At 74.4% G+C, this 17,475-nt stretch carries 16 protein-coding genes and 1 pseudogene; 11 read left to right on the top strand and 6 right to left on the bottom strand.

The genetic code is table 11. From position 1 onward, the window contains the following. Positions 1-89: 89 nt before the first annotated feature. Positions 90-1,268: a YihY/virulence factor BrkB family protein gene (locus IE308_RS07460; RefSeq protein ID WP_110632208.1), complete on the top strand. Its 1,179-nt coding sequence runs from the start codon at positions 90-92 to the stop codon at positions 1,266-1,268. 36 nt (positions 1,269-1,304) lie between these two features. Here the strand turns inward: IE308_RS07460 and IE308_RS07455 are convergent, their stop codons facing one another. After that, a complete protein-coding gene (locus IE308_RS07455; protein WP_110632211.1) occupies positions 1,305-2,147 on the bottom strand; it encodes an NmrA family NAD(P)-binding protein in 843 nt (280 codons plus the stop codon). A 102-nt stretch (positions 2,148-2,249) separates the two neighbouring features. Between IE308_RS07455 and IE308_RS07450 the strand changes: the two genes are divergently transcribed. Next, complete coding sequence (locus IE308_RS07450) at positions 2,250-3,242, top strand: AraC family transcriptional regulator (protein ID WP_190217086.1); 993 nt, start codon at positions 2,250-2,252, stop codon at positions 3,240-3,242. 256 nt (positions 3,243-3,498) lie between these two features. After that, complete coding sequence (locus tag IE308_RS07445) at positions 3,499-4,185, top strand: helix-turn-helix domain-containing protein (protein ID WP_190217085.1); 687 nt, start codon at positions 3,499-3,501, stop codon at positions 4,183-4,185. Here IE308_RS07445 and IE308_RS07440 read toward each other — a convergent pair. Further along, entirely contained in the window at positions 4,168-4,569 is a 402-nt protein-coding gene (locus IE308_RS07440; protein WP_190217084.1) for a VOC family protein, read from the bottom strand. The genes IE308_RS07445 and IE308_RS07440 overlap by 18 nt on opposite strands. Before the next feature lie 117 nt (positions 4,570-4,686). Between IE308_RS07440 and IE308_RS07435 the strand changes: the two genes are divergently transcribed. The 4 genes from IE308_RS07435 (at position 4,687) to IE308_RS07420 (ending at position 7,312) form a co-directional block, all read left to right on the top strand. Next, positions 4,687-5,298 carry a hypothetical protein gene (locus IE308_RS07435; RefSeq protein WP_190217083.1) on the top strand — a complete coding sequence of 204 codons (612 nt, stop codon included), beginning with the start codon at positions 4,687-4,689 and terminating at the stop codon, positions 5,296-5,298. Continuing rightward, positions 5,295-5,984 carry a ThuA domain-containing protein gene (locus IE308_RS07430; protein WP_190217082.1) on the top strand — a complete coding sequence of 230 codons (690 nt, stop codon included), beginning with the start codon at positions 5,295-5,297 and terminating at the stop codon, positions 5,982-5,984. The genes IE308_RS07435 and IE308_RS07430 overlap by 4 nt, the downstream gene beginning before the upstream one ends. A 165-nt stretch (positions 5,985-6,149) precedes the next feature. Beyond that, positions 6,150-7,052, top strand: coding sequence for an isocitrate lyase/PEP mutase family protein (locus IE308_RS07425; RefSeq protein WP_190217081.1), 903 nt, complete (start codon positions 6,150-6,152; stop codon positions 7,050-7,052). Further along, positions 7,049-7,312, top strand: coding sequence for a hypothetical protein (locus IE308_RS07420; RefSeq protein WP_190217080.1), 264 nt, complete (start codon positions 7,049-7,051; stop codon positions 7,310-7,312). The genes IE308_RS07425 and IE308_RS07420 overlap by 4 nt, the downstream gene beginning before the upstream one ends. Positions 7,313-7,412: 100 nt before the next feature. Here IE308_RS07420 and IE308_RS07415 read toward each other — a convergent pair whose 3' ends face one another. Together IE308_RS07415 and IE308_RS07410 are read right to left on the bottom strand one after the other, a co-directional pair. Continuing rightward, positions 7,413-7,616: a hypothetical protein gene (locus IE308_RS07415; RefSeq protein WP_190217079.1), complete on the bottom strand. Its 204-nt coding sequence runs from the start codon at positions 7,614-7,616 to the stop codon at positions 7,413-7,415. 85 nt (positions 7,617-7,701) lie between these two features. Further along, positions 7,702-8,748 carry a LacI family DNA-binding transcriptional regulator gene (locus tag IE308_RS07410; protein WP_190217078.1) on the bottom strand — a complete coding sequence of 349 codons (1,047 nt, stop codon included), beginning with the start codon at positions 8,746-8,748 and terminating at the stop codon, positions 7,702-7,704. Positions 8,749-8,998: 250 nt separating this feature from the next. Here IE308_RS07410 and IE308_RS07405 point away from each other — a divergent pair. Beyond that, positions 8,999-10,432: pseudogene (locus IE308_RS07405) on the top strand (carboxylesterase/lipase family protein); the annotation flags it as partial. 540 nt (positions 10,433-10,972) lie between these two features. On the opposite strand, the gene mmuM reads toward IE308_RS07405, so the two are convergent. Beyond that, positions 10,973-11,890, bottom strand: a complete 918-nt coding sequence (gene mmuM, locus IE308_RS07400; protein ID WP_190217077.1) for a homocysteine S-methyltransferase — start codon at positions 11,888-11,890, stop codon at positions 10,973-10,975. A gap of 161 nt (positions 11,891-12,051) precedes the next feature. Between mmuM and IE308_RS07395 the strand changes: the two genes are divergently transcribed. Then, positions 12,052-13,134 (top strand): glycoside hydrolase family 43 protein, encoded by a 1,083-nt coding sequence (locus tag IE308_RS07395; protein ID WP_190217076.1) that lies wholly within the window; start codon positions 12,052-12,054, stop codon positions 13,132-13,134. 1 nt (position 13,135) lies between these two features. After that, entirely contained in the window at positions 13,136-14,545 is a 1,410-nt protein-coding gene (locus tag IE308_RS07390; protein WP_190217075.1) for an RICIN domain-containing protein, read from the top strand. A 7-nt stretch (positions 14,546-14,552) separates the two neighbouring features. Here the strand turns inward: IE308_RS07390 and IE308_RS07385 are convergent, their stop codons facing one another. Beyond that, on the bottom strand, positions 14,553-16,232 hold the full coding sequence (locus tag IE308_RS07385; protein WP_190217074.1) for a rhamnogalacturonan lyase B N-terminal domain-containing protein: 1,680 nt from the start codon (positions 16,230-16,232) through the stop codon (positions 14,553-14,555). A gap of 190 nt (positions 16,233-16,422) precedes the next feature. On the opposite strand from IE308_RS07385, the gene IE308_RS07380 reads away from it, so the two are divergent. Continuing rightward, the gene (locus IE308_RS07380; protein ID WP_190217073.1) at positions 16,423-17,472 is read left to right on the top strand and encodes a rhamnogalacturonan acetylesterase; all 1,050 of its coding nucleotides are present in this window, start codon (positions 16,423-16,425) and stop codon (positions 17,470-17,472) included. Positions 17,473-17,475: the final 3 nt, after the last annotated feature.

The following is a 17,475-nucleotide window of genomic DNA, read 5'->3' as shown; positions in this document are numbered from 1 at the left end:
CGGCCCGACACGGGCCGCGACCGGTGCCCGTCCGGTCCGGTCCCGCCAGGGGTGTGAGTGCACCCTCCCGCGGCGGATACCTTTAGGGCGTGCAGCCAGCAAGTCAGTCTCCCGAGCCGCCCCCGAGCCCTTCCGGCCGTCTCCACCGGGCGCGTGCCCTGTACCGGAACGTCTCCAAGCGCAGGACGGCCTGGCTGCTGCTGAAGGACACCGTCAACTCCTGCATCGAGTACCGCATCCTCGGGCTCGCCGCGGAGGCCGCGTTCTTCACCCTGCTGTCGGTGCCGCCGCTGCTGCTCAGCCTCATCGGCCTGCTCGGCTACGTCGACGACTGGACCGGCACCGACACCATCACCAGCCTGGAGACCAACCTCCTCGACGCCTCCCGCACCGTCCTGTCCGACAAGGGCGTCCGGCAGATCGCGCAGCCGATCCTCGACGACGTCCTCAAGGGCGGCCGCCCCGACGTCATCTCGATCGGGTTCCTGTTCGCCCTGTGGTCGGGCTCCCGCGCGGTGAACGTCTTCATCGACACCATCACCGTCATGTACGGCCTCGACGGCGTCCGCGGCATCGTCAAGACCCGGCTGATGGCCTTCCTGCTGTTCACCGTGGCGCTGCTGATCGGCTCGGTGGCGCTGCCGCTGATGGTGGCCGGACCGGACGCCGTGGTGCGGATCGTGCCCTGGTCGACGACGGTCGTACAGGTCCTGTACTGGCCGGTCGTCCTGGTGCTCTCGGTCGCCTTCCTCACCACGCTGTACCACGTGTCCGTCCCGGTCCGCTCCCCGTGGATCGAGGACGTGCCGGGCGCGCTGGTCGCCCTCGCCATGTGGGTGCTCGGCAGCTTCCTGCTCCGCCTCTACCTGCAGTCCACCATCGAGGGGGCGACGATCTACGGCTCGCTCGCGGCCGCCGTCGCCGTGCTGCTGTGGATCGGCGTGTCCGCGTTCGCCGTCCTCGTCGGCGCCGCCGTCAACGCGGCCATCGACCGGGTCTGGCCCGCCGCCGCGACCGCCGCGGCCCGCGCCGCCAACGAGCGGGCACGGCAGGAGGAGGTCGCCGAGTACGTCGCCGCCCTGGCCGCGTACCGCGCCCACGAGGACCCCGACGACGAGTCCACGGACGTCGACATGCCCTCGGAGTTCCCCGAACGCTGGTCCCGCTTCCTCCCCCCGGAGGACGTCACCGGCCGACTGCGCACCCACGCGAGGGCACCCCACCACACGCCCAAGGGGCCGGGGGAGACACCGCACGGGGAGAAGTGAGAGGAGGGCGCGCGGTCTGGGGTGTACGGCCGCCGGTCAGCTCCCCGGCGTCCACGCCCCCGCCGCCGCTGCCTCCCGGACCACGTCCGCGAAGTCCCGGGGCGGGCGGCCCAGCACCTGCCGGACGCCGTCCGAGAGATAGGCGTTCCGCCCGTCGAGCAGCTGCTCGAACAGATCGAGGAGGAACTCCGACTCCTCCGGCGGCGTCCCGGCCTCCGCCAGCCGCGCCCCGTACTCCCGCACCGGCACCGACGTGTACCGCAGCGCCCGCCCGGTCGCCTCCGCGATCTCCGCGACCGCCTCCGCGAACGTCAGCAGCCGCGGCCCCGACACCGCCAGCGCCTGCCCCACGTACCGCTCGCCCCCCGTCAGCGCGGCCACCACGACCTCCGCGACGTCCCCCGCGTCCACGAACGGCTCGCGCACCTCACCGGCGGGGAACACCAGGCCGTCCGTGGCCCGCAGCTCCTCCGCCAGCGGCCCCTCGCTGAAGTTCTGCGCGAACCACGCGGCCCGTACGACCGTCCAGTCCGCGCCCGACTCCCGCAGCGCCTCCTCGGCGGGCCGCGCCGCCTCCTCGCCGCGCGCCGACAGCAGCACCAGCCGCCGCACCCCGAGCCGCACCGCGTCGTGCGCGAGCAGGCCCACGCCCCGGGCCGCGTCCGGCGCGCCCACGTCGAAGGGGTACACCAGGTAGGCCGCGTCCGCGCCGCTCAGGGTGTCCGCCCACGTGGCGCGGTCGTCCCAGTCGAAGCCGGACGCCCGCGAGGCGGCCCGCACCGCCAGCCCCGCCGCCTCGGCGGCCCGTGCCACACGCCGGCCCGTACGCCCGGACGCCCCCGTCACCACCACCGTCATGTCCTTCGCGTTCTCTGCCATACCTCCAGTGAACGCCCGGCCCCGCCCGGCCTCCCATCGCTGATCGGCTCGCCCGCATGCGCGTGCGTCCAGGGCGGGGGCGGGGCCCTCTACCCTGACCGCATGGACGTTCCCCCGAGTGCGCCGCCGTTCACGCCGGGGGATCCCCTGGCCGGGCTGCTGGACGGGCCCCGGGCCCGCGGTGCCTTCCTGATCCGGGCCTGTTTCGATCCGCCGTGGGCCGTGCGGGTCGAGGACCGGGCCCCGCTGACGGTGATGCTGCTGGTCCGCGGCGACGCCTGGGTCGTCCCGGAGGGCGGCGCGGGGGTGCGGCTGCGCGCCGGTGACCTCGCGATCGCCCGCGGCCCGGCCCCGTACACCTGCGCCGACGACCCCGCCACCGAGCCGCAGGCGCTGATCCTGCCGGGCGGCGCGTGCTCCTACCCCGACGGCCGCTCGCTCAACGGCTCCATGGACCTCGGCGTGCGCACCTGGGGCAGCCGCCCCGACGGCGCCACCGTCCTGCTGATCGGCACCTACCAGATGCGGAGCGAGATCAACGCCCGTCTGCTGGACGCCCTGCCACCGCTGCTGTCCCTCACCGACGCCGAGTGGCGCTGCCCGCTCACGCCGCTGCTGATGGAGGAGATCGTGCGGGACGAGCCCGGCCAGGAGGTCGTCCTGGACCGGCTGCTCGACCTGCTGCTGATCGCCGCGCTGCGGGCCTGGTTCTCCCGCCCGGACGCCGAGGCGCCCGCCTGGTACCGGGCGCTCGCCGACCCCGTCGTGGGCCGGGTGCTGCGCCTCCTCCAGGACGACCCCGCCCACCCGTGGACCGTGGCCTCCCTCGCCGCCAAGGCCGGCGTCTCCCGCGCCGCCCTCGCCCGCCGCTTCACCGGCCTCGTCGGCGAGCCGCTTATGGCCCACCTGACCGGCCTGCGCCTCGCCCTGGCCGCCGACCGGCTGCGCACCACCGACGCCACGCTCGCCGCGATCGCCCGCCAGGTCGGGTACGGCAGCGCGTTCTCCCTGTCCACCGCCTTCAAACGGATGTACGGGGTGAGCCCGCAGGAACACCGGGAGGGAGCACCGGGCGCCCGGCCGACCGGGCCCTGACGCTGCCCCGGGGGGCAGGGCCCTGACGGCACGCGGCCTGCCCCCCCCGGCCGAGAGTGCCGGAGGACGCGGCCCGCTGCATCGCCGACCGGGCACGGCTCGCTCCGCCGGCCGAGGGCGCCGGGGCACACGGCCCGCTGCAGCCGCATCGTCGGCCGGCTGCTGACGGCACACCGCCGGTCCCGCCCCCTGCCGGGCCCTGACGGCACACCGCCCACCCCGCCCCGCCTGCGTCCTCCGGCGTAGCCTGGCAGGCATGTACACGGAGCGGCCCGCTCGACTGGCCGGGGCCGTGGTGTGGACCAACACGCCGGCCGGCCCCGGCGGAGCCCCCGTGCTGCCCGACGGCTGTATGGATCTGCTGTGGCACGAGGGCCGGCTGCTGGTCGCCGGGCCGGACACGCGCGCGTACACCCCGCAGGGTCCCGCCGCGCCCTGGTCCGGCATCCGGTTCCGCCCCGGCACCGCCCCCGCGCTGCTCGGTGTGCCCGCGCACGAACTGCGCGATCGGCGCGTGGAGCTGGCCGACCTGTGGTCGGCGGGGCCGGTGCGCCGGCTGCGTGCGCGCGTCGCCGCCGCGGCCGGCCCCGAGGCGGGCCTGGAGGAGGCCGCGCTCCTGCTGGCCGCGGAGGCCGGGCCGCCCGACCCGCTCCTCGGCAGGCTCGTCGCGGCCCTCGACGCGGGCCGTCCCGTCGGCGCCACGGCCGATGAACTCGGCCTGGGGGCAAGGCAGTTGCATCGGCGGGCGCTGGCCGCGTTCGGTTACGGGCCCAAGACCCTCGCCCGCGTCCTCCGCCTCCAGCGCGCCCTCGTCCTGGCCCGCGCCGGAGTGCCGTACGCCGACACCGCGGCCCGCGCCGGTTACGCCGACCAGGCCCACCTCGCCCGCGACGTACGGCAGTTGACCGGGCGGACGCTGGGCGTGCTACTGGGTGGCGGGTAGCGGCGCGAACAGGTCGACGCCGTTGCCGTCCGGGTCGTGCACGACGGCGTACCGCTGCCCCCAGAAGGCGTCCCACGGCTTCAGCTCGCCGTGGTACCCGGCGCCCACCAGCTCCTCGTACACCGCGTCCACCTCGCCAGGGCCGTCGCACGCCAGCGCGAGCGAGGCGCGGCCGCCGCCGACGGGCGGACGCCAGCCGGGGTGGAAGGAGCGGACGGTGTCCTCGGTGTCCAGCAGCAGCCGCACCCCGCCGGGCGGCGCGGCCTCGGCGTGCGGCTCCCGCTCGGCGCCCTCCGGGAAGGGGAAGCCGAGCCGGCGGTAGAAGGCGACGGAGGCGGCCATGTCGGAGACGACCAGCCCGATGGCATCGAATCGTGGAGTCATACGGGCCACCGTAGGAGCGGCCCCGGGGCCGGGTCTTGAACGAAACGGACAGCGGCGGGTGCGCCGGAACGGCACGACCGGCACCACCGGGGAACACCTGTACGGCACGATGGGCCCATGAAGCGTCGATCAGCTGCCCTGCCCCTGCTCGTACCCGTGCTGCTCGCGGTCCTCGCGGGGTGCGGCAGCGAGCAGGCCGGTGCCCCGGGCCCCGCGGACCCGGCCGAACTCGCCACCCGGGCGCGGGCCTTGGGCGTGGCCCCCGAGCATGTCTACGTCACCGAGGTCCCCGGCTACACCCTGGCCCGGCAGTCCGTCGGTGTGATCGGCGGCGACGGCTTCTCCGCCGCGTACGTCTCACAGGACAACGGCACCACCATCCAGCTCTCCGTCGACCGCGACGCGTTCGCGGCCGGCGCCTGCCCGCGGCCGGCCGGCGACGCCACGTCCGCGCCCTGCGTACGCGACGGCGACGCCTGGTACCTGGAGGGCACGGGCGGGCACCGGGAGTACACGCTGCGGAAGAAGGGCCACGTGGTCCGCGTCGGCGCGGACGGCGTCCCGCGCGACGTCCTGCGCACGGCCGCCGAGCACGTGCACCGCCCGTCCGCCGACGAACTCGACGCCCTCCTCCCCTCCGCACCCGCCGCGGACGCACCGGTCGAGCGCGGCGACCTGCCCCCGGCCGGCGACGGGGCCCCCGACAACAACGTGGGCGTGAGCGGATGACGCGCCGGCCGCACGTCCCCGCGGACCGCCCGCGCCTGCTGGTGTACACCCGCACCACCGGCTACCGGCACGACTCCATCCCGGACGCCGTCGCCGCCTTCCGCGCGCTCGGCGGCTTCGACGTCGAGCACACAGAGGACCCCGCGGCGCTGGAGGCCCCGCTGGACGGCTACGCGGCCGTGGTGTTCCTCTCCACCAGCGGCGAGGTCCTCACCCCCGCCGGCCGGGCACGCCTCGCGCGGTACGTGGAGGAGGGCGGCGGCTTCGTCGGCGTCCACGCCGCGGCCTGCACCGAGGAGGACTGGCCGTACTACGGCGACCTGCTCGGCGCCCGTTTCGCCCGCCACCCGCGGTACCAGCCCGGCAGCGCCGTCGTCGAGGACCGCGACCACCCCGCCACCCGGCACCTGCCGCCGCGGTGGGACTTCACCGACGAGTGGTACGACTTCCGCTCCAGCCCGCGCGGCCGGGTGCGCGTGCTGCTCGCCGCGGACGAGTCGTCGTACGACGGCGGCGGCATGGGCGCCGACCACCCGCTCGCCTGGTGCCACGGCCACGGCGCCGGACGCGTCTTCTACACCGCTCTGGGCCATGCCGCCGAGGCCTACGCCGACCCCGCCTTCCGCGCCCATCTGCGCGGCGGCACCGCCTGGGCGGCCCACACGGCGGACGGCGGTCTCCAGTGACGTTTCTCCGGTGAACTGCTTACCCCATTGGAGTGAGTAAAGGACACATCCAGCAGAGGTCTCGCTTCGGTATAGGGATCCTTTTGTCCTGGCAAAGGGCCGCCCGTGTCCCGCACGGCGGCCCGCTCGACGCATGTGATCCAACTCCAGTGGAGGAGCCGGACCTTGACTTACGGGAACAAGCTGCGGGAGCAGATCGCCGGACCCGGGACCACCCCGCTCATCGGCGTCTACGACATGTACTCCGCTTCGATCGCGGCCCGCCACTACGACGGGATGTTCGTCTCCGGATTCGGTTTCGCCGCCTCCTACTACGGGCTGCCGGACATCGGGTTCATCGCCTGGCCCGACATGGTGGCCTTCGTCCAGCGGCTGCGCGGCGCCTTCCCGCGCCACCATCTGCTGGTCGACATCGACGACGGGTACGTCGACCCCGAGGTCGCCTGCCACGTCGTGGAGGGCCTGGAGCGGATCGGCGCCTCCGGCGTGATCCTGGAGGACCAGAAGCGGCCCCGCCGCTGCGGCCACGCCGACGGCAAGCAGGTGCTGCCGCTGGAGGAGTACCTGGAGAAGCTGGACCAGGTCCTCAAGACCCGCCGGGACCTCGTCGTCGTCGCCCGCACCGACGCGACCGACGAGGACGACATCCTGCGCCGCGCCGAGAAGCTCGCCGCCACCGACGCCGACGTGGTGCTGGTCGACGGGGTGCGCAGCGTGGAGTGGATCCGCCGGATCCGCGAGGTCGTCGGCAGCAAGCCGCTGCTGTTCAACCAGATCGCCGGCGGCAAGTCGCCCCGCCTCTCCCTCGGCGAGCTGTCCGACCTCGGCGTCGACGTCGCGATCTACAGCACGCCGTGTCTGTTCGCCGCGCACGAGGCGATGGACTCCGCCCTCACCGGCCTCAAGGCCGCCGACGGCCGACTGCCCGAGGTCGACGCCGAGCGGGGCGTCGGCGTCAAGGCGGCCACCCGGCTGCTGGAGCGCAACATCGCCCGCTTCCGCTCGGCCGGCGACCACGAGGCCGGCCGGGACGACGCCGCCGTACGCGCCGCGGGCGTGACCGTATGACCGCAGGCCCCGCCCGGCTGCGGACGGCGGCGGCGCTCACGGCGGCGCTGCTCGGCGCGGCCGCGAGCCCCGCGGCGGCCGGCAGCCTCATCACCGTGATCGACAACTCCCACTCCGACTCGGTCCTGGAGGTGGACCGCGCCGCCAACCTCCAGACCGGCAGCGGCACCGCCGGCAGTGACCACGAGGGCAGCGCCGTCGACATGGTCGAGGCGCTGGCCGCGGCGGGGCACCGGGTCGCGGGGGAGGGGCCGGGCTGAGGGGCTGACGCGCGAGGGGGCGCCTGTCCGGCCGGACCGGTGCGCGACGACGGCCGGGCACCCGTCCGACGGTGGGTGCCCGGCCGTTCGCTGTGTCCGGTCAGTCCTCGGTGAGGTCGGGGCGGCCCGCCTCGTCGAGTTCGACGTCCTCCGGCTCGTCCACCGGGTCGGCGGCGGCCGAGTGACGGTGCGAGGGGTCGTGGTGCGCGGCGGCCTGGGCCGGTCCGGCGACGGCGAGGGCGGTGAGGGTCGCGGTGAGCGCCGCGAGGGCGAGCAGCACGGCGGTGCGTTTGGTGAGGTTCATGCCCGGCAAACGATCTTGCCGCGCCGCCCGTCACGAGGCGCACGCCCGAACGGACGCGCAGTTCACCCGCTCCCGGTGCGGCTCCTCAGCTCGCCCGGGGCGGCGCCGTACTGGCCCGTTCCACCACTCGGGTCGACAGCTCGGTGCGGGTGCTCTCCGGGTGGTCGCCGTCCATCATCCGCACCAGCAGCCGCAGCGCCGTGGCCGCCATCTCCGCCAGCGGCTGGCGGACCGTCGTCAGCGCCGGCACCGCCCAGCGCGACTCGGGCAGGTCGTCGAAGCCGACCACGCTGATGTCCTCCGGCACCCGCACCCCGCGCTCGGCCAGCGTCTCGTAGGCGCCGAGCGCCATCCGGTCGGAGCAGACGAACACCGCCGTCGGCGGCTCCGGCAGCTCCAGCAGCTCACGCATCCGGCGGCCCGCCACCGCCTCGTCGAACCCGCCGTGGCGCACGTACTCGGAGCGGTACGGCACCCCCGCCGCCGCCAGCGCGGAGCGGTAGCCGGCCACCCGGGCGCCGCTGCACAGCATGCGCCGGTTCCCGCCGATCACGGCGATGCGCTCATGGCCGAGGGCGAGCAGATGCTCCGTCGCCGTCACCCCGCCCTGCCAGTTCGCGGCCCCCACCGACACCACGCCCGCCGGCGGCTCCACCACCGGGTCCAGCATCACGAACGGGATGCGGTGCGCGTCCAGCCACGCGTACTGCGACTCCGTCAGCTCCGCCAGGTTGAACAGCACCCCGGCCGAGCCGCGCACGGTCAGCTTGTCCAGCCAGTCGCGCCGCGCCCGGCCGCCCCGGCCGCGCGCCAGGACCGCCGAGACGACCACGTCCAGCCCCACGTCGTACGCCGCCTCCTCCACCCCGTGCAGGACGGCGCCCGACCAGGAGCTGTCCAGGGAGTGCACGACGAGATCCACCAGCCGGGGTGCCTTCGCCGCGTCGAAGCGGGGCCTGCGCACATAACCGAGCCGGTCCAGCGCCTCCGTGACCCGCCGGCGCGTCTCCGGGGCCACGTCCTGGCGGCCGTTGACCACCTTCGACGCGGTCGGCACCGACACCCCGGCCTCCCGCGCCACCACCGCCAGCGTCGGTCCGGCCGCCACGCTCGCACTCCCCGTACGGACCATCGACAACCACCTCTCCGGCCCGCCCCGGGGGCCATCGATCGACCAGCGCCGCACTCTCCGCGTCCGAACGAGGTGCAGAAAGCGCTTGCTATCCTAGGTGGGCGGCCTCGCGAGGTGAAGAGCCCGGCGCCCCGGCCCGGACGAGGTCCCCCGAACGGCCCCCCGCACCCCGCGAGCGCCGGAATACCCGCCGCCGGTGTGATGCTCTGGTGTTACCGGTGCACGTGTGCGGCGAAGGGCTGGTGGGCACATGACGGCGGACCCGACGGATCCCGTGGTCAGGACCCCCTACGGGGCGGTACGCGGCAGGTACGAGGACGGCGTGGCCACCTTCCGCGGCATCCCGTACGCGGCGCCGCCCTTCGGCCCGCGCCGGTTCCGGCCGCCGGAGCCGCCCGAGCCCTGGGACGGGGTGCGCGACGCGGGCGCGTTCGGGCCGACCCCGCCGAAACCGCCGTACTCCGAGGCCTTCGAGAAGTACCTGTCCGACCCCGTCGTCCCCGGCGACGACTGCCTCAACCTCAACGTGTGGACGCCCGACCCCGACCCGGACGCCCGGCTGCCCGTCCTGGTCTGGCTGCACGGCGGCGCGCTGACCCGCGGCTCCTCGGCCGTGCCCGTCTACGACGGCCGGGCCTTCGCCCGCGACGGTGTCGTCCTCGTGTCCGTCAACTACCGCCTGGGCGTGGAGGGTTACGGCCTCTTCCCGGACGCCCCCGCCAACCCCGGCCTGCGCGACCAGCTCGCCGCCCTGCGCTGGGTGCACGAGGCGATCACGGCCTTCGGCGGCGACCCCGGCCGGATCACCCTCGCCGGGCAGTCGGCCGGGGCGATCAGCGTCGGCGCGCTCATCGCCGCCCCGCAGGCCCAGGGCCTGTTCCGGCGCGCCGTCCTGCAGAGCGGGCCGCCGGAGGCCTTCGGCCGGGACAAGGTGCGGCGCATGGTGCGCCGGATGGCGGCCCGGCTGAAGATCCCCGCGACCGCGCAGGCCTTCGCCGAGGTCGACCGCGACCTGCTGCTGCGCACCCAGGCCGAGGTCGGCCGGCTCGGCAGCCCCGTCCTCGGCGGGCCGTCCTTCGGCATCGTCGTCGACGGCGACCTGGTGCCGCGCGACCCGCTGGAGGCGCTGACCGACGGCGGCGTGGCCCGGGACGCCGAACTGCTCCTCGGCTGGACCCGCGACGAGTACCGGCTGTGGCTGGTGCCGGGCGGGCTCGTCGAGCGCGTCGACCGGCTCGGCCCGGTGGCGCTCGCCGGCGCCATGGCCCGCTGCCACTGCGGCCACGAGGTGCCGCGCGGCTACCGCGCCCTGCACCCCCGGGCCGGCACCGCCGAGATCGTCGGCCAGATGGTCACCGACCACCTCCTGCGCCTGCCGCTGCACCGCCTGGCCGAGTCCCGGCCCGGCTCGTCGTACGTGTACGAGTTCGCCTGGCCGTCCCTGCTGCCCGGGCTCGGCGCCTGCCACGCGCTGGAACTCGGGTTCGTCTTCGACACGGGCGAGGTCCCCGAGTCCGCGAAGCTGGCCGGCCACGGCGCGCCGCAGGAACTGGCCGACGCGATGCACCGCGCGTGGGTGCGGTTCGCCGCCGAGGGCGACCCGGGCTGGGAGGCCTGGGACGCCACGCACCCGGTGCGCATCTTCGGCGAGGTCGCCGGACCGACGGCGTACGGGACGGGCGACGGCGGCTCGGGGGCCGCGGGCGCGCTGTACGGCACGGAGGCGGTGGACCTCGAAACAGGAGGGGGAACGGGCGCGTTGGCCCCTGGCGGGTACGGCGGCGGTGGCCCGTCACCGGCGGACGAAGACGTCGAACCGGTGCCGGTGGACGGGGCCCCCGCGCCGCTGCCGGTGGCCGAGGCCGCCGAGTCGGTCCGCGCGGGCGGTGCCACGGAACCGCTGCTCGCCGCCGGCGCCGACGAGCCGGCGGCCGGGGCGCCGGTGGAGCCGGTGGCCGCCCGGGACCCGTCCGCCGTGCGTGCCCCGTACACCTCCCGGGGTCACCGCGACGCCGAGCTGGCCCTGTGGAGCGCCGCCGAACTCACCGTTCCGGAGGTCGCCCCCGACCCGGCTGCCGGCTCGTCCGCGCGAGGTACGGAACTGCGGTCGGCGGTACGGCGGTTCCGCCGCTCGGCCGGCGTCCGCCGCCGCTGACGCCTCCGCACGCGGTCCGGTGGAGCGGGCCCTCCTGGCCGGCGGGCCGGGCCTCTCCCCGCGACCGTCTCAGCCCGCCAGCGTCCGCGCGATCGACGTGATCGCGTCCGGGCCCACCCGGCAGCAGCCGCCGATCAGCCGGGCGCCCGCCCGCCGCCAGCCGAGCACCTGCGTCGGCGTGAAGGTCGAGCGGCCGTTCCAGGCGCGGGCCTCGGCGTCCCAGGCCTCGCCGCTGTTCGGGTAGACCACCACGGGCTTGCCGGTGACGCGCACCGCGGTCGCCACGGCGGCGTCCACGTCCTCGGGGGCACAGCAGTTCACGCCTACCGCCACGATCTCGTCCGCGTCGGCGGCCAGGGCGAAGGCCTCCTCCAGCGGCTGCCCGGCCCGCGTGCGGGGGCCGTCCACGGTGTACGACAGCCAAGCCGGCACCCCGAGCCCGCGCACCGCGCGCAGCAGGGCCGCCGCCTCGTCCGTGTCGGGCACCGTCTCCAGGGCCAGCACGTCCGGCCGGGCGGCGGCCAGTGCCTCCAGCCGGGGCCGGTGGAACCGCTCCAGTTCGCCGACGCTCAGGCCGTAGCGGCCCCGGTACTCGGAGCCGTCCGCGAGCATCGCCCCGTACGGGCCGGCTGAGGCCGCCACCCACAGCGGCCGCGTCACCCCCTTGTCCCGGGCCTGCCGCACGGCCCGGCGCGCCAGTTCCACGCTGAGCCCGATGAGCCGGGCCGCCTCCGCCCGGCCGATGCCGCGCCCGGCGAACCCCTCGAAGGTGGCCTGGTAGCTGGCGGTGATCGCCACGTCGGCGCCCGCCTCGAAGTAGGCCAGGTGCGCCTCGGTGACCGCCTCGGGCCGTTCGGCGAGCAGCCGCGCCGACCACAGCGCGTCGCTCAGGTCGTGCCCGGCGGACTCCAGCTGGTTGGACATGCCGCCGTCGAGGACGACGGTCCCGGCGGTGAGGGCCTCGGCGAGGGGGACGGTGCTGGTCATGCCGTCGACGGTAGTCGAGCCGGGCCCGGAATCCACGGCCGGGAGTGTTGACCTCCCCGCGGACCGCCCTTACGTTTTCGGCGTTCGGAATGGCAGATGGCGTTTGATATGCCGAACAGAGTGTGCGCACCGTTTCGTCCCCCACCGAGAGGCAGCACCGTATGAGCCGCGACCCCGACCTGCCCCAAGCCCCCGGCCGCAGACTGCTGTTGAAAGGTGCCGCGGCCGCCGGCGCCCTGGCCGCCGTCCCCGGCACCGCCCAGGCGGCCGAGCCCGTCGCACACCCGGAGGCGGCCCGGTTCGTGAACCCCCTCGTGCCGCACCGCGCCGACCCGCACATCCACCGGCACACCGACGGCCGCTACTACTTCACCGCCACCGTCCCCGAGTACGACCGCATCGTGCTGCGCCGCTCCCGCACCCTGAACGGCCTCGCCACGGCCCCCGAGACCGTCGTCTGGCGGGCCCACCCCACCGGGGACATGGGCGCCCACATCTGGGCGCCGGAGCTCCACCGCGCCGACGGCAAGTGGTACGTCTACTTCGCCGCCGCCCCCGCGGAGGACGTGTGGCGGATCCGCGTCTGGGTGCTGGAGAACGCCCACCCCGACCCGTTCCGGGGGACGTGGGTGGAGAAGGGGCAGATCAGGACCGCCTGGGAGACGTTCTCCCTGGACGCCACCACCTTCACCCACCGCGGCACCCGCTACCTGTGCTGGGCCCAGCACGAGCCCGGTATGGACAACAACACCGCGCTGTGGCTGTCGCGGATGGCGAACCCGTGGACCCTGACCGGCCCCCAGATCCGGCTCACCACCCCCGAGTACGACTGGGAGTGCGTCGGCTACAAGGTCAACGAGGGCCCGTACGTCCTGCAGCGCAACGGCCGCGTCTTCCTCACCTACTCCGCCTCCGCCACCGACCGGCACTACTGCGTCGGCCTGCTCACCGCCGACGCCGGCAGCGACCTGATGGACCCCGCGAGCTGGGCCAAGTCCCCGGTGCCGGTCTTCACCAGCAGCGACACCACCGGCCAGTACGGCCCCGGGCACAACTGCTTCACCGTCGCCGAGGACGGCCGTACCGACGTCCTCGTCTACCACGCCCGCACCTACCCGGAGATCACCGGCGACCCGCTCGACGACCCCAACCGGCACACCCGGATCCAGCCCTTCGGCTGGAAGCCCGACGGCACACCGGACTTCGGCGTCCCCGTCGCCGACACCCGGCGGGGAGGCGCGTGAGATGAGACGCCTCCCCGCGCTCCTCCTCGCCCTGTGCTGCGCGCTCGCCGCCGCCCTCGCCGCCGCCGCACCCGCCGAGGCCGCACCGCAGACCATCGCCAACGGCACGCAGTTCAAGGACACGTCGGGCAACCCGCTGCACGCGCACGGCGGCGGTGTCCTCAAGGCCGGCGCGTACTACTACTGGTTCGGCGAGCACCGCAACGCCGACAACACCTTCCGGTCCGTGGACGCCTACCGCTCCACCGACCTGAAGAACTGGGAGTTCAGGAACCACGTCCTGACCCAGTCGTCCGCCGCCGAACTGGCCACCGCCAACATCGAGCGCCCGAAGGTCGTGTACAACGCCGCCACCGGGCAGTTCGTGATGTGGATGCACAAGGAGAACGGCTCCGACTACAGCGAGGCCCGTGCCGCCGTCGCCGTGTCGGACACCGTCGACGGCACCTACACCTGGCGCGGCAGCTTCCGCCCGCTCGGCCAGTACATGTCCCGCGACCTCACCGTCTTCACCGACACCGACGGCACCGGGTATCTGATCTCCGCCGCCCGGGACAACTACGACCTGCACATCTACCGGCTCACCGCCGACTACACCGGTGTCGCGAGCCTGGTCGCCAACCCCTGGCCCGGCGGCCACCGCGAGGCCCCCGCCCTGTTCAAGCGGGGCGGCGTCTACTTCATGCTGACCTCGGGCGCCACCGGCTGGAACCCCAACCAGCAGCAGTACGCCACCGCCCCGTCCCCGTCCGGGCCCTGGACGGGGATGGCGAACGTCGGCGACGCCACGGCCTACGGCTCGCAGACCGCGTACGTGCTGCCGGTGCAGGGCACCTCCGGCACGTCGTACCTCTACCTCGGCGACCGCTGGGGCAACTCCTTCGACGGGACGGTCAACGACTCCCGGTACGTCTGGCTGCCGCTGGCCTTCCCCACCTCCACCACGCTGTCCATGACCTGGTACCCGGAGATCACCGTCGACACGGCCGCCGGCACCGTCACCGGCACCGCCGCCACCTACCGGACGCTGATCGCCCGGCACAGCGGCAAGTGCGCCGACGTGCCCGGCCGGTCGCTGTGGCAGGGCGTCGCCGTCAGCCAGTACAGCTGCAACGGCGGCACCAACCAGGCCTGGTGGTTCAAGCCGGTCGCCGACGGCACCTACCAGCTGGTGGGACGCGGAAGCTCCCTGTGCCTGACCGAACAGGCGAGCGCCGTCACCCAGGAGGACTGCGGCACGGCCACCGCCCAGCAGTGGTCCGTCACCGCCTCCGGCTCCTACGTGACCGTCGTGTCCCGGGCGAGCGGCGAGTGCCTGGACGTGTCCGGCGCGTCCACCGCCGACTCCGCCGCGATCATCACCTACACCTGCAACGGAGGAACCAACCAGCAGTGGACGCGCGGCAGCTGAGGACCGGTCAGGCCAGCAGGTCGATGGCGTCGATCGCCGTGCCCGCGCTGAGGTAGGACGTCGTCCCCGAACCGCTCACCACATCGATCCGCAGCGTGTTGTACCGGCTGGTGTCCGTCAGCCACGCGGACGCCGGGACGCTGTACGTGAAGGTGTGGTTGTTGCCCCGGTAGGAGCCCACGGTCAGCGACCGGGTGCTCGGCTGGACGGGCGGCGAGGGGACGGCGGAGGTCCAGGCGTCGTTGACGGTGACCTGCGGCCGGCCGTTGGCGTAGGCCGTCGTCACGCCGATGCGCAGGATGTGCGCGGCGGCGGCCTGCGCGGCGGTGAGCCGGAAGTGCACGAGGATGCCGCTGTTGACGTCCTTCCACAGATAGCAGGGGAACGACGAGGTCTCGGTGCCGCTGCCGACGACGACGTTCCCGGTCCAGGACGCGGCCCGTACGTCCGACGGATGGGCGTACGTCATCAGGGCGGCGTTCTTGAACCCGCCCGGCGTGCCGTCCCACTGGCCGATCCGCCAGATCGCGCTCGCGTTGCCCGGGTCGCCGGAGGACGGCACGGTGATCGTGTTCAGGGTCGTCGTCGCACCCGCGGCCACGGTCACCGACGTGGTGTACACCGCCAGTTCGCCCTTGTACACGGTGAGCGTGTACGTCCCCGGCAGCACTCCCGCCAGCGAGAACCAGCCGTCCGAGGCCCGCGCCGGCGTCCAGTACTGCGCCTCCGGGTTGGCCAGCCCGACCGTGTACGGGTACGCCGTGTTCCGCCCTGCGATGCCCACGCCCGCGACCCGGCCGCGCCCGCTCGCCGGGACGTACCCGGCGATGCCGAGCCCGTCCGCCCAGGGCGTCGTCAGGGCGCCGTGGTACAGCGACGGCGAGGGCGCGCCGCCGTCGGTGAGGGCGATGACGTACGGGCCCTGGAGCCCGAAGCGCTGGGCCTCCGTCTGGTTCTCGCCGTAGTACAGGATCTCGTACAGGCCGCCGCCGTCGGCGCTCTGGTGGCGCAGCAGGGAACGGTAGAAGGGGCCGCCGGACGCCTTCTCGTGGTTGCTGCGGACGATCCACAAGCCGACGGTTCCGGTGCTCCAGCCGACGTGGTCGTAGTCGATGACGCGCAGCCTGGAGTAGTGCTTGGAGCGGGTCTGCCCGTCCGCCTTGCGGAACACGTCGGAGGCCTCGACGGTGGTCGGCGCGTAGGTGTAGGAGTCGGGCTCGTCGTTGAGGAACAGGCCCGCCTTGACGCGCAGGATGAACCGGGTGGCGCTGACCGAGGTGTCGGCCTTGTTGGTCCACAGGTAGATGTTGTTCTCGCCGCTGCGGGCCGCGTAGTAGTGCCGCAGCGTGCCGTACGCGACGGAGATCAGGATCGTCGAGCCGGACTGCTTCAGCGTCACGGTGGAGGTGCCGAGACCGGACTCGATGTGGGAGTTCTTGCCGCCGTAGCCCTGGTACTCGGTGCCCCGGTAGACGAGCGAAGTCAGGTCGCCGTTGGTCTTGCTGACCTTGAAGACGAGGTTGGCTCCGGTGTCGACGACGTAGTTCGCGCCGTCGTCGCTCCAGCCGAAGCCCGCCGCCGACGCGGCCGGGGCGAGCGGACCGCCGAGGGCGGCCGCGCCGGCGGCGGCCGCGGAGCCGAGGACGAGGGTGCGGCGGCGGACCGGTCGGTTCACGGATCCGGGCATACGGGTGCCCTCCTTCGGGGCGTGCGGGGTTGCGGGTGTCTGGCAGCGTGACAGTTGAATCGATTTCGCGAAAGCCCTTTCACGGAGCTGTGGTTGAGCGACGGGCAAAATCTGCCACGGGTCTAGAAAGCGCTTGTCGTAAGCGGTACGGTCCAGCCGCCCAGCCCTGTTGCCGACGGAGGAGCCGTACGTGAGACGTTTCAACCTCGCCGTGCTGGCGGCGCTGTCCCTGACCACCGCCCTGACCGCCGTACCGGCGCGGGCCGCCGGGGACGCGCCGCGCCCCCTCGGCCTCGACCACTGCACCGCCACCGCCTGCCACTTCGACGTCCCGCCCGGCACGTACGACGTCCAGGTCCTCCTCGGCGGTGACGCCGCCTCCCGCACCGGCCTCGGCGGGGAGACCAGGCGCTCCCTGCTGCCCGAGACGGCCGTGGCGGCCGGCGAACGCGCCGCCCGCAGCTTCACGGTGAACGTCCGCACCCCCGAGGGAGAGCCCACCGGCCCTGCGGGGACTCCCGGCCTCGACCTGACGATCGGCGGCGGCGCCCCGGCCCTCGCGGACATCCGGGTCACCCCCGCCCGGCACGCCCGCCGGCTCTTCCTCGTCGGCGACTCCACGGTCTGCGACCAGCCCGGCGACCCGTACTCGGGCTGGGGTCAGCAGCTGCCGCAGTACCTGCGCAAGGGCCTGTCCGTCGCCAACTACGCGGACTCCGGCGAGAGCACGGTCAGCTATCTGCAGAACCCGCAGCTGTGGGCCACCGTCGAGCCGCTGATCCGCCCCGGCGACCTGGTGCTGGTCCAGCTCGCCCACAACGACAAGACGACGGACGCGGCGACCTACCGGGCCAACCTGGAGACGCTGGTCGACGGCGTCCGGGCGCGGGGCGGCGAGCCCGTCCTCGTGACGCCCATCGTCCGCCGCTGGTTCAACTCCGACGGCACCCTGGACAACAACACCGCCCTGCTGGTCAACGGCCTCGGGGTGGACCACCCGGCCGTCATCCGCTCCGTCGCCGCCGCCGAGGGCGTCCCGCTGATCGACCTCACCGCGAAGACCAAGGCGCTGGTGGAGTCCCTGGGCGTGGAGGGCTCCAAGGCGCTCTACCTCTCCAACGAGAAGCGCGACAACACGCACACCTCGGTCCACGGCGCCACGGTCTACGCCGGTCTGGTCCGGGACGAGCTCCTCGCCCAGCACCTGGTTCCGGCGGGGCTGGTGCGGGCGGAGGGCTGAGAG

The organism is Streptomyces griseosporeus, from assembly GCF_014656055.1.
Lineage (GTDB): Bacteria > Actinomycetota > Actinomycetes > Streptomycetales > Streptomycetaceae > Streptomyces > Streptomyces griseosporeus.
This window is presented reverse-complemented; position numbering and strand designations above follow the sequence as displayed.

Bases quoted from the DNA above. Each gene is read 5' to 3' on its own strand.
- IE308_RS07435 (WP_190217083.1), top strand. From the start codon at position 4,687: ATGAAGCGTCGATCAGCTGCCCTGCCCCTGCTCGTACCCGTGCTGCTC.
- IE308_RS07410 (WP_190217078.1), bottom strand. From the start codon at position 8,748: ATGGTCCGTACGGGGAGTGCGAGCGTGGCGGCCGGACCGACGCTGGCG.
- IE308_RS07455 (WP_110632211.1), bottom strand. From the start codon at position 2,147: ATGGCAGAGAACGCGAAGGACATGACGGTGGTGGTGACGGGGGCGTCC.
- IE308_RS07415 (WP_190217079.1), bottom strand. From the start codon at position 7,616: ATGAACCTCACCAAACGCACCGCCGTGCTGCTCGCCCTCGCGGCGCTC.
- IE308_RS07445 (WP_190217085.1), top strand. From the start codon at position 3,499: ATGTACACGGAGCGGCCCGCTCGACTGGCCGGGGCCGTGGTGTGGACC.
- IE308_RS07450 (WP_190217086.1), top strand. From the start codon at position 2,250: ATGGACGTTCCCCCGAGTGCGCCGCCGTTCACGCCGGGGGATCCCCTG.
- IE308_RS07390 (WP_190217075.1), top strand. From the start codon at position 13,136: ATGAGACGCCTCCCCGCGCTCCTCCTCGCCCTGTGCTGCGCGCTCGCC.
- IE308_RS07440 (WP_190217084.1), bottom strand. From the start codon at position 4,569: ATGACTCCACGATTCGATGCCATCGGGCTGGTCGTCTCCGACATGGCC.
- mmuM (WP_190217077.1), bottom strand. From the start codon at position 11,890: ATGACCAGCACCGTCCCCCTCGCCGAGGCCCTCACCGCCGGGACCGTC.
- IE308_RS07420 (WP_190217080.1), top strand. From the start codon at position 7,049: ATGACCGCAGGCCCCGCCCGGCTGCGGACGGCGGCGGCGCTCACGGCG.
- IE308_RS07430 (WP_190217082.1), top strand. From the start codon at position 5,295: ATGACGCGCCGGCCGCACGTCCCCGCGGACCGCCCGCGCCTGCTGGTG.
- IE308_RS07385 (WP_190217074.1), bottom strand. From the start codon at position 16,232: ATGCCCGGATCCGTGAACCGACCGGTCCGCCGCCGCACCCTCGTCCTC.
- IE308_RS07395 (WP_190217076.1), top strand. From the start codon at position 12,052: ATGAGCCGCGACCCCGACCTGCCCCAAGCCCCCGGCCGCAGACTGCTG.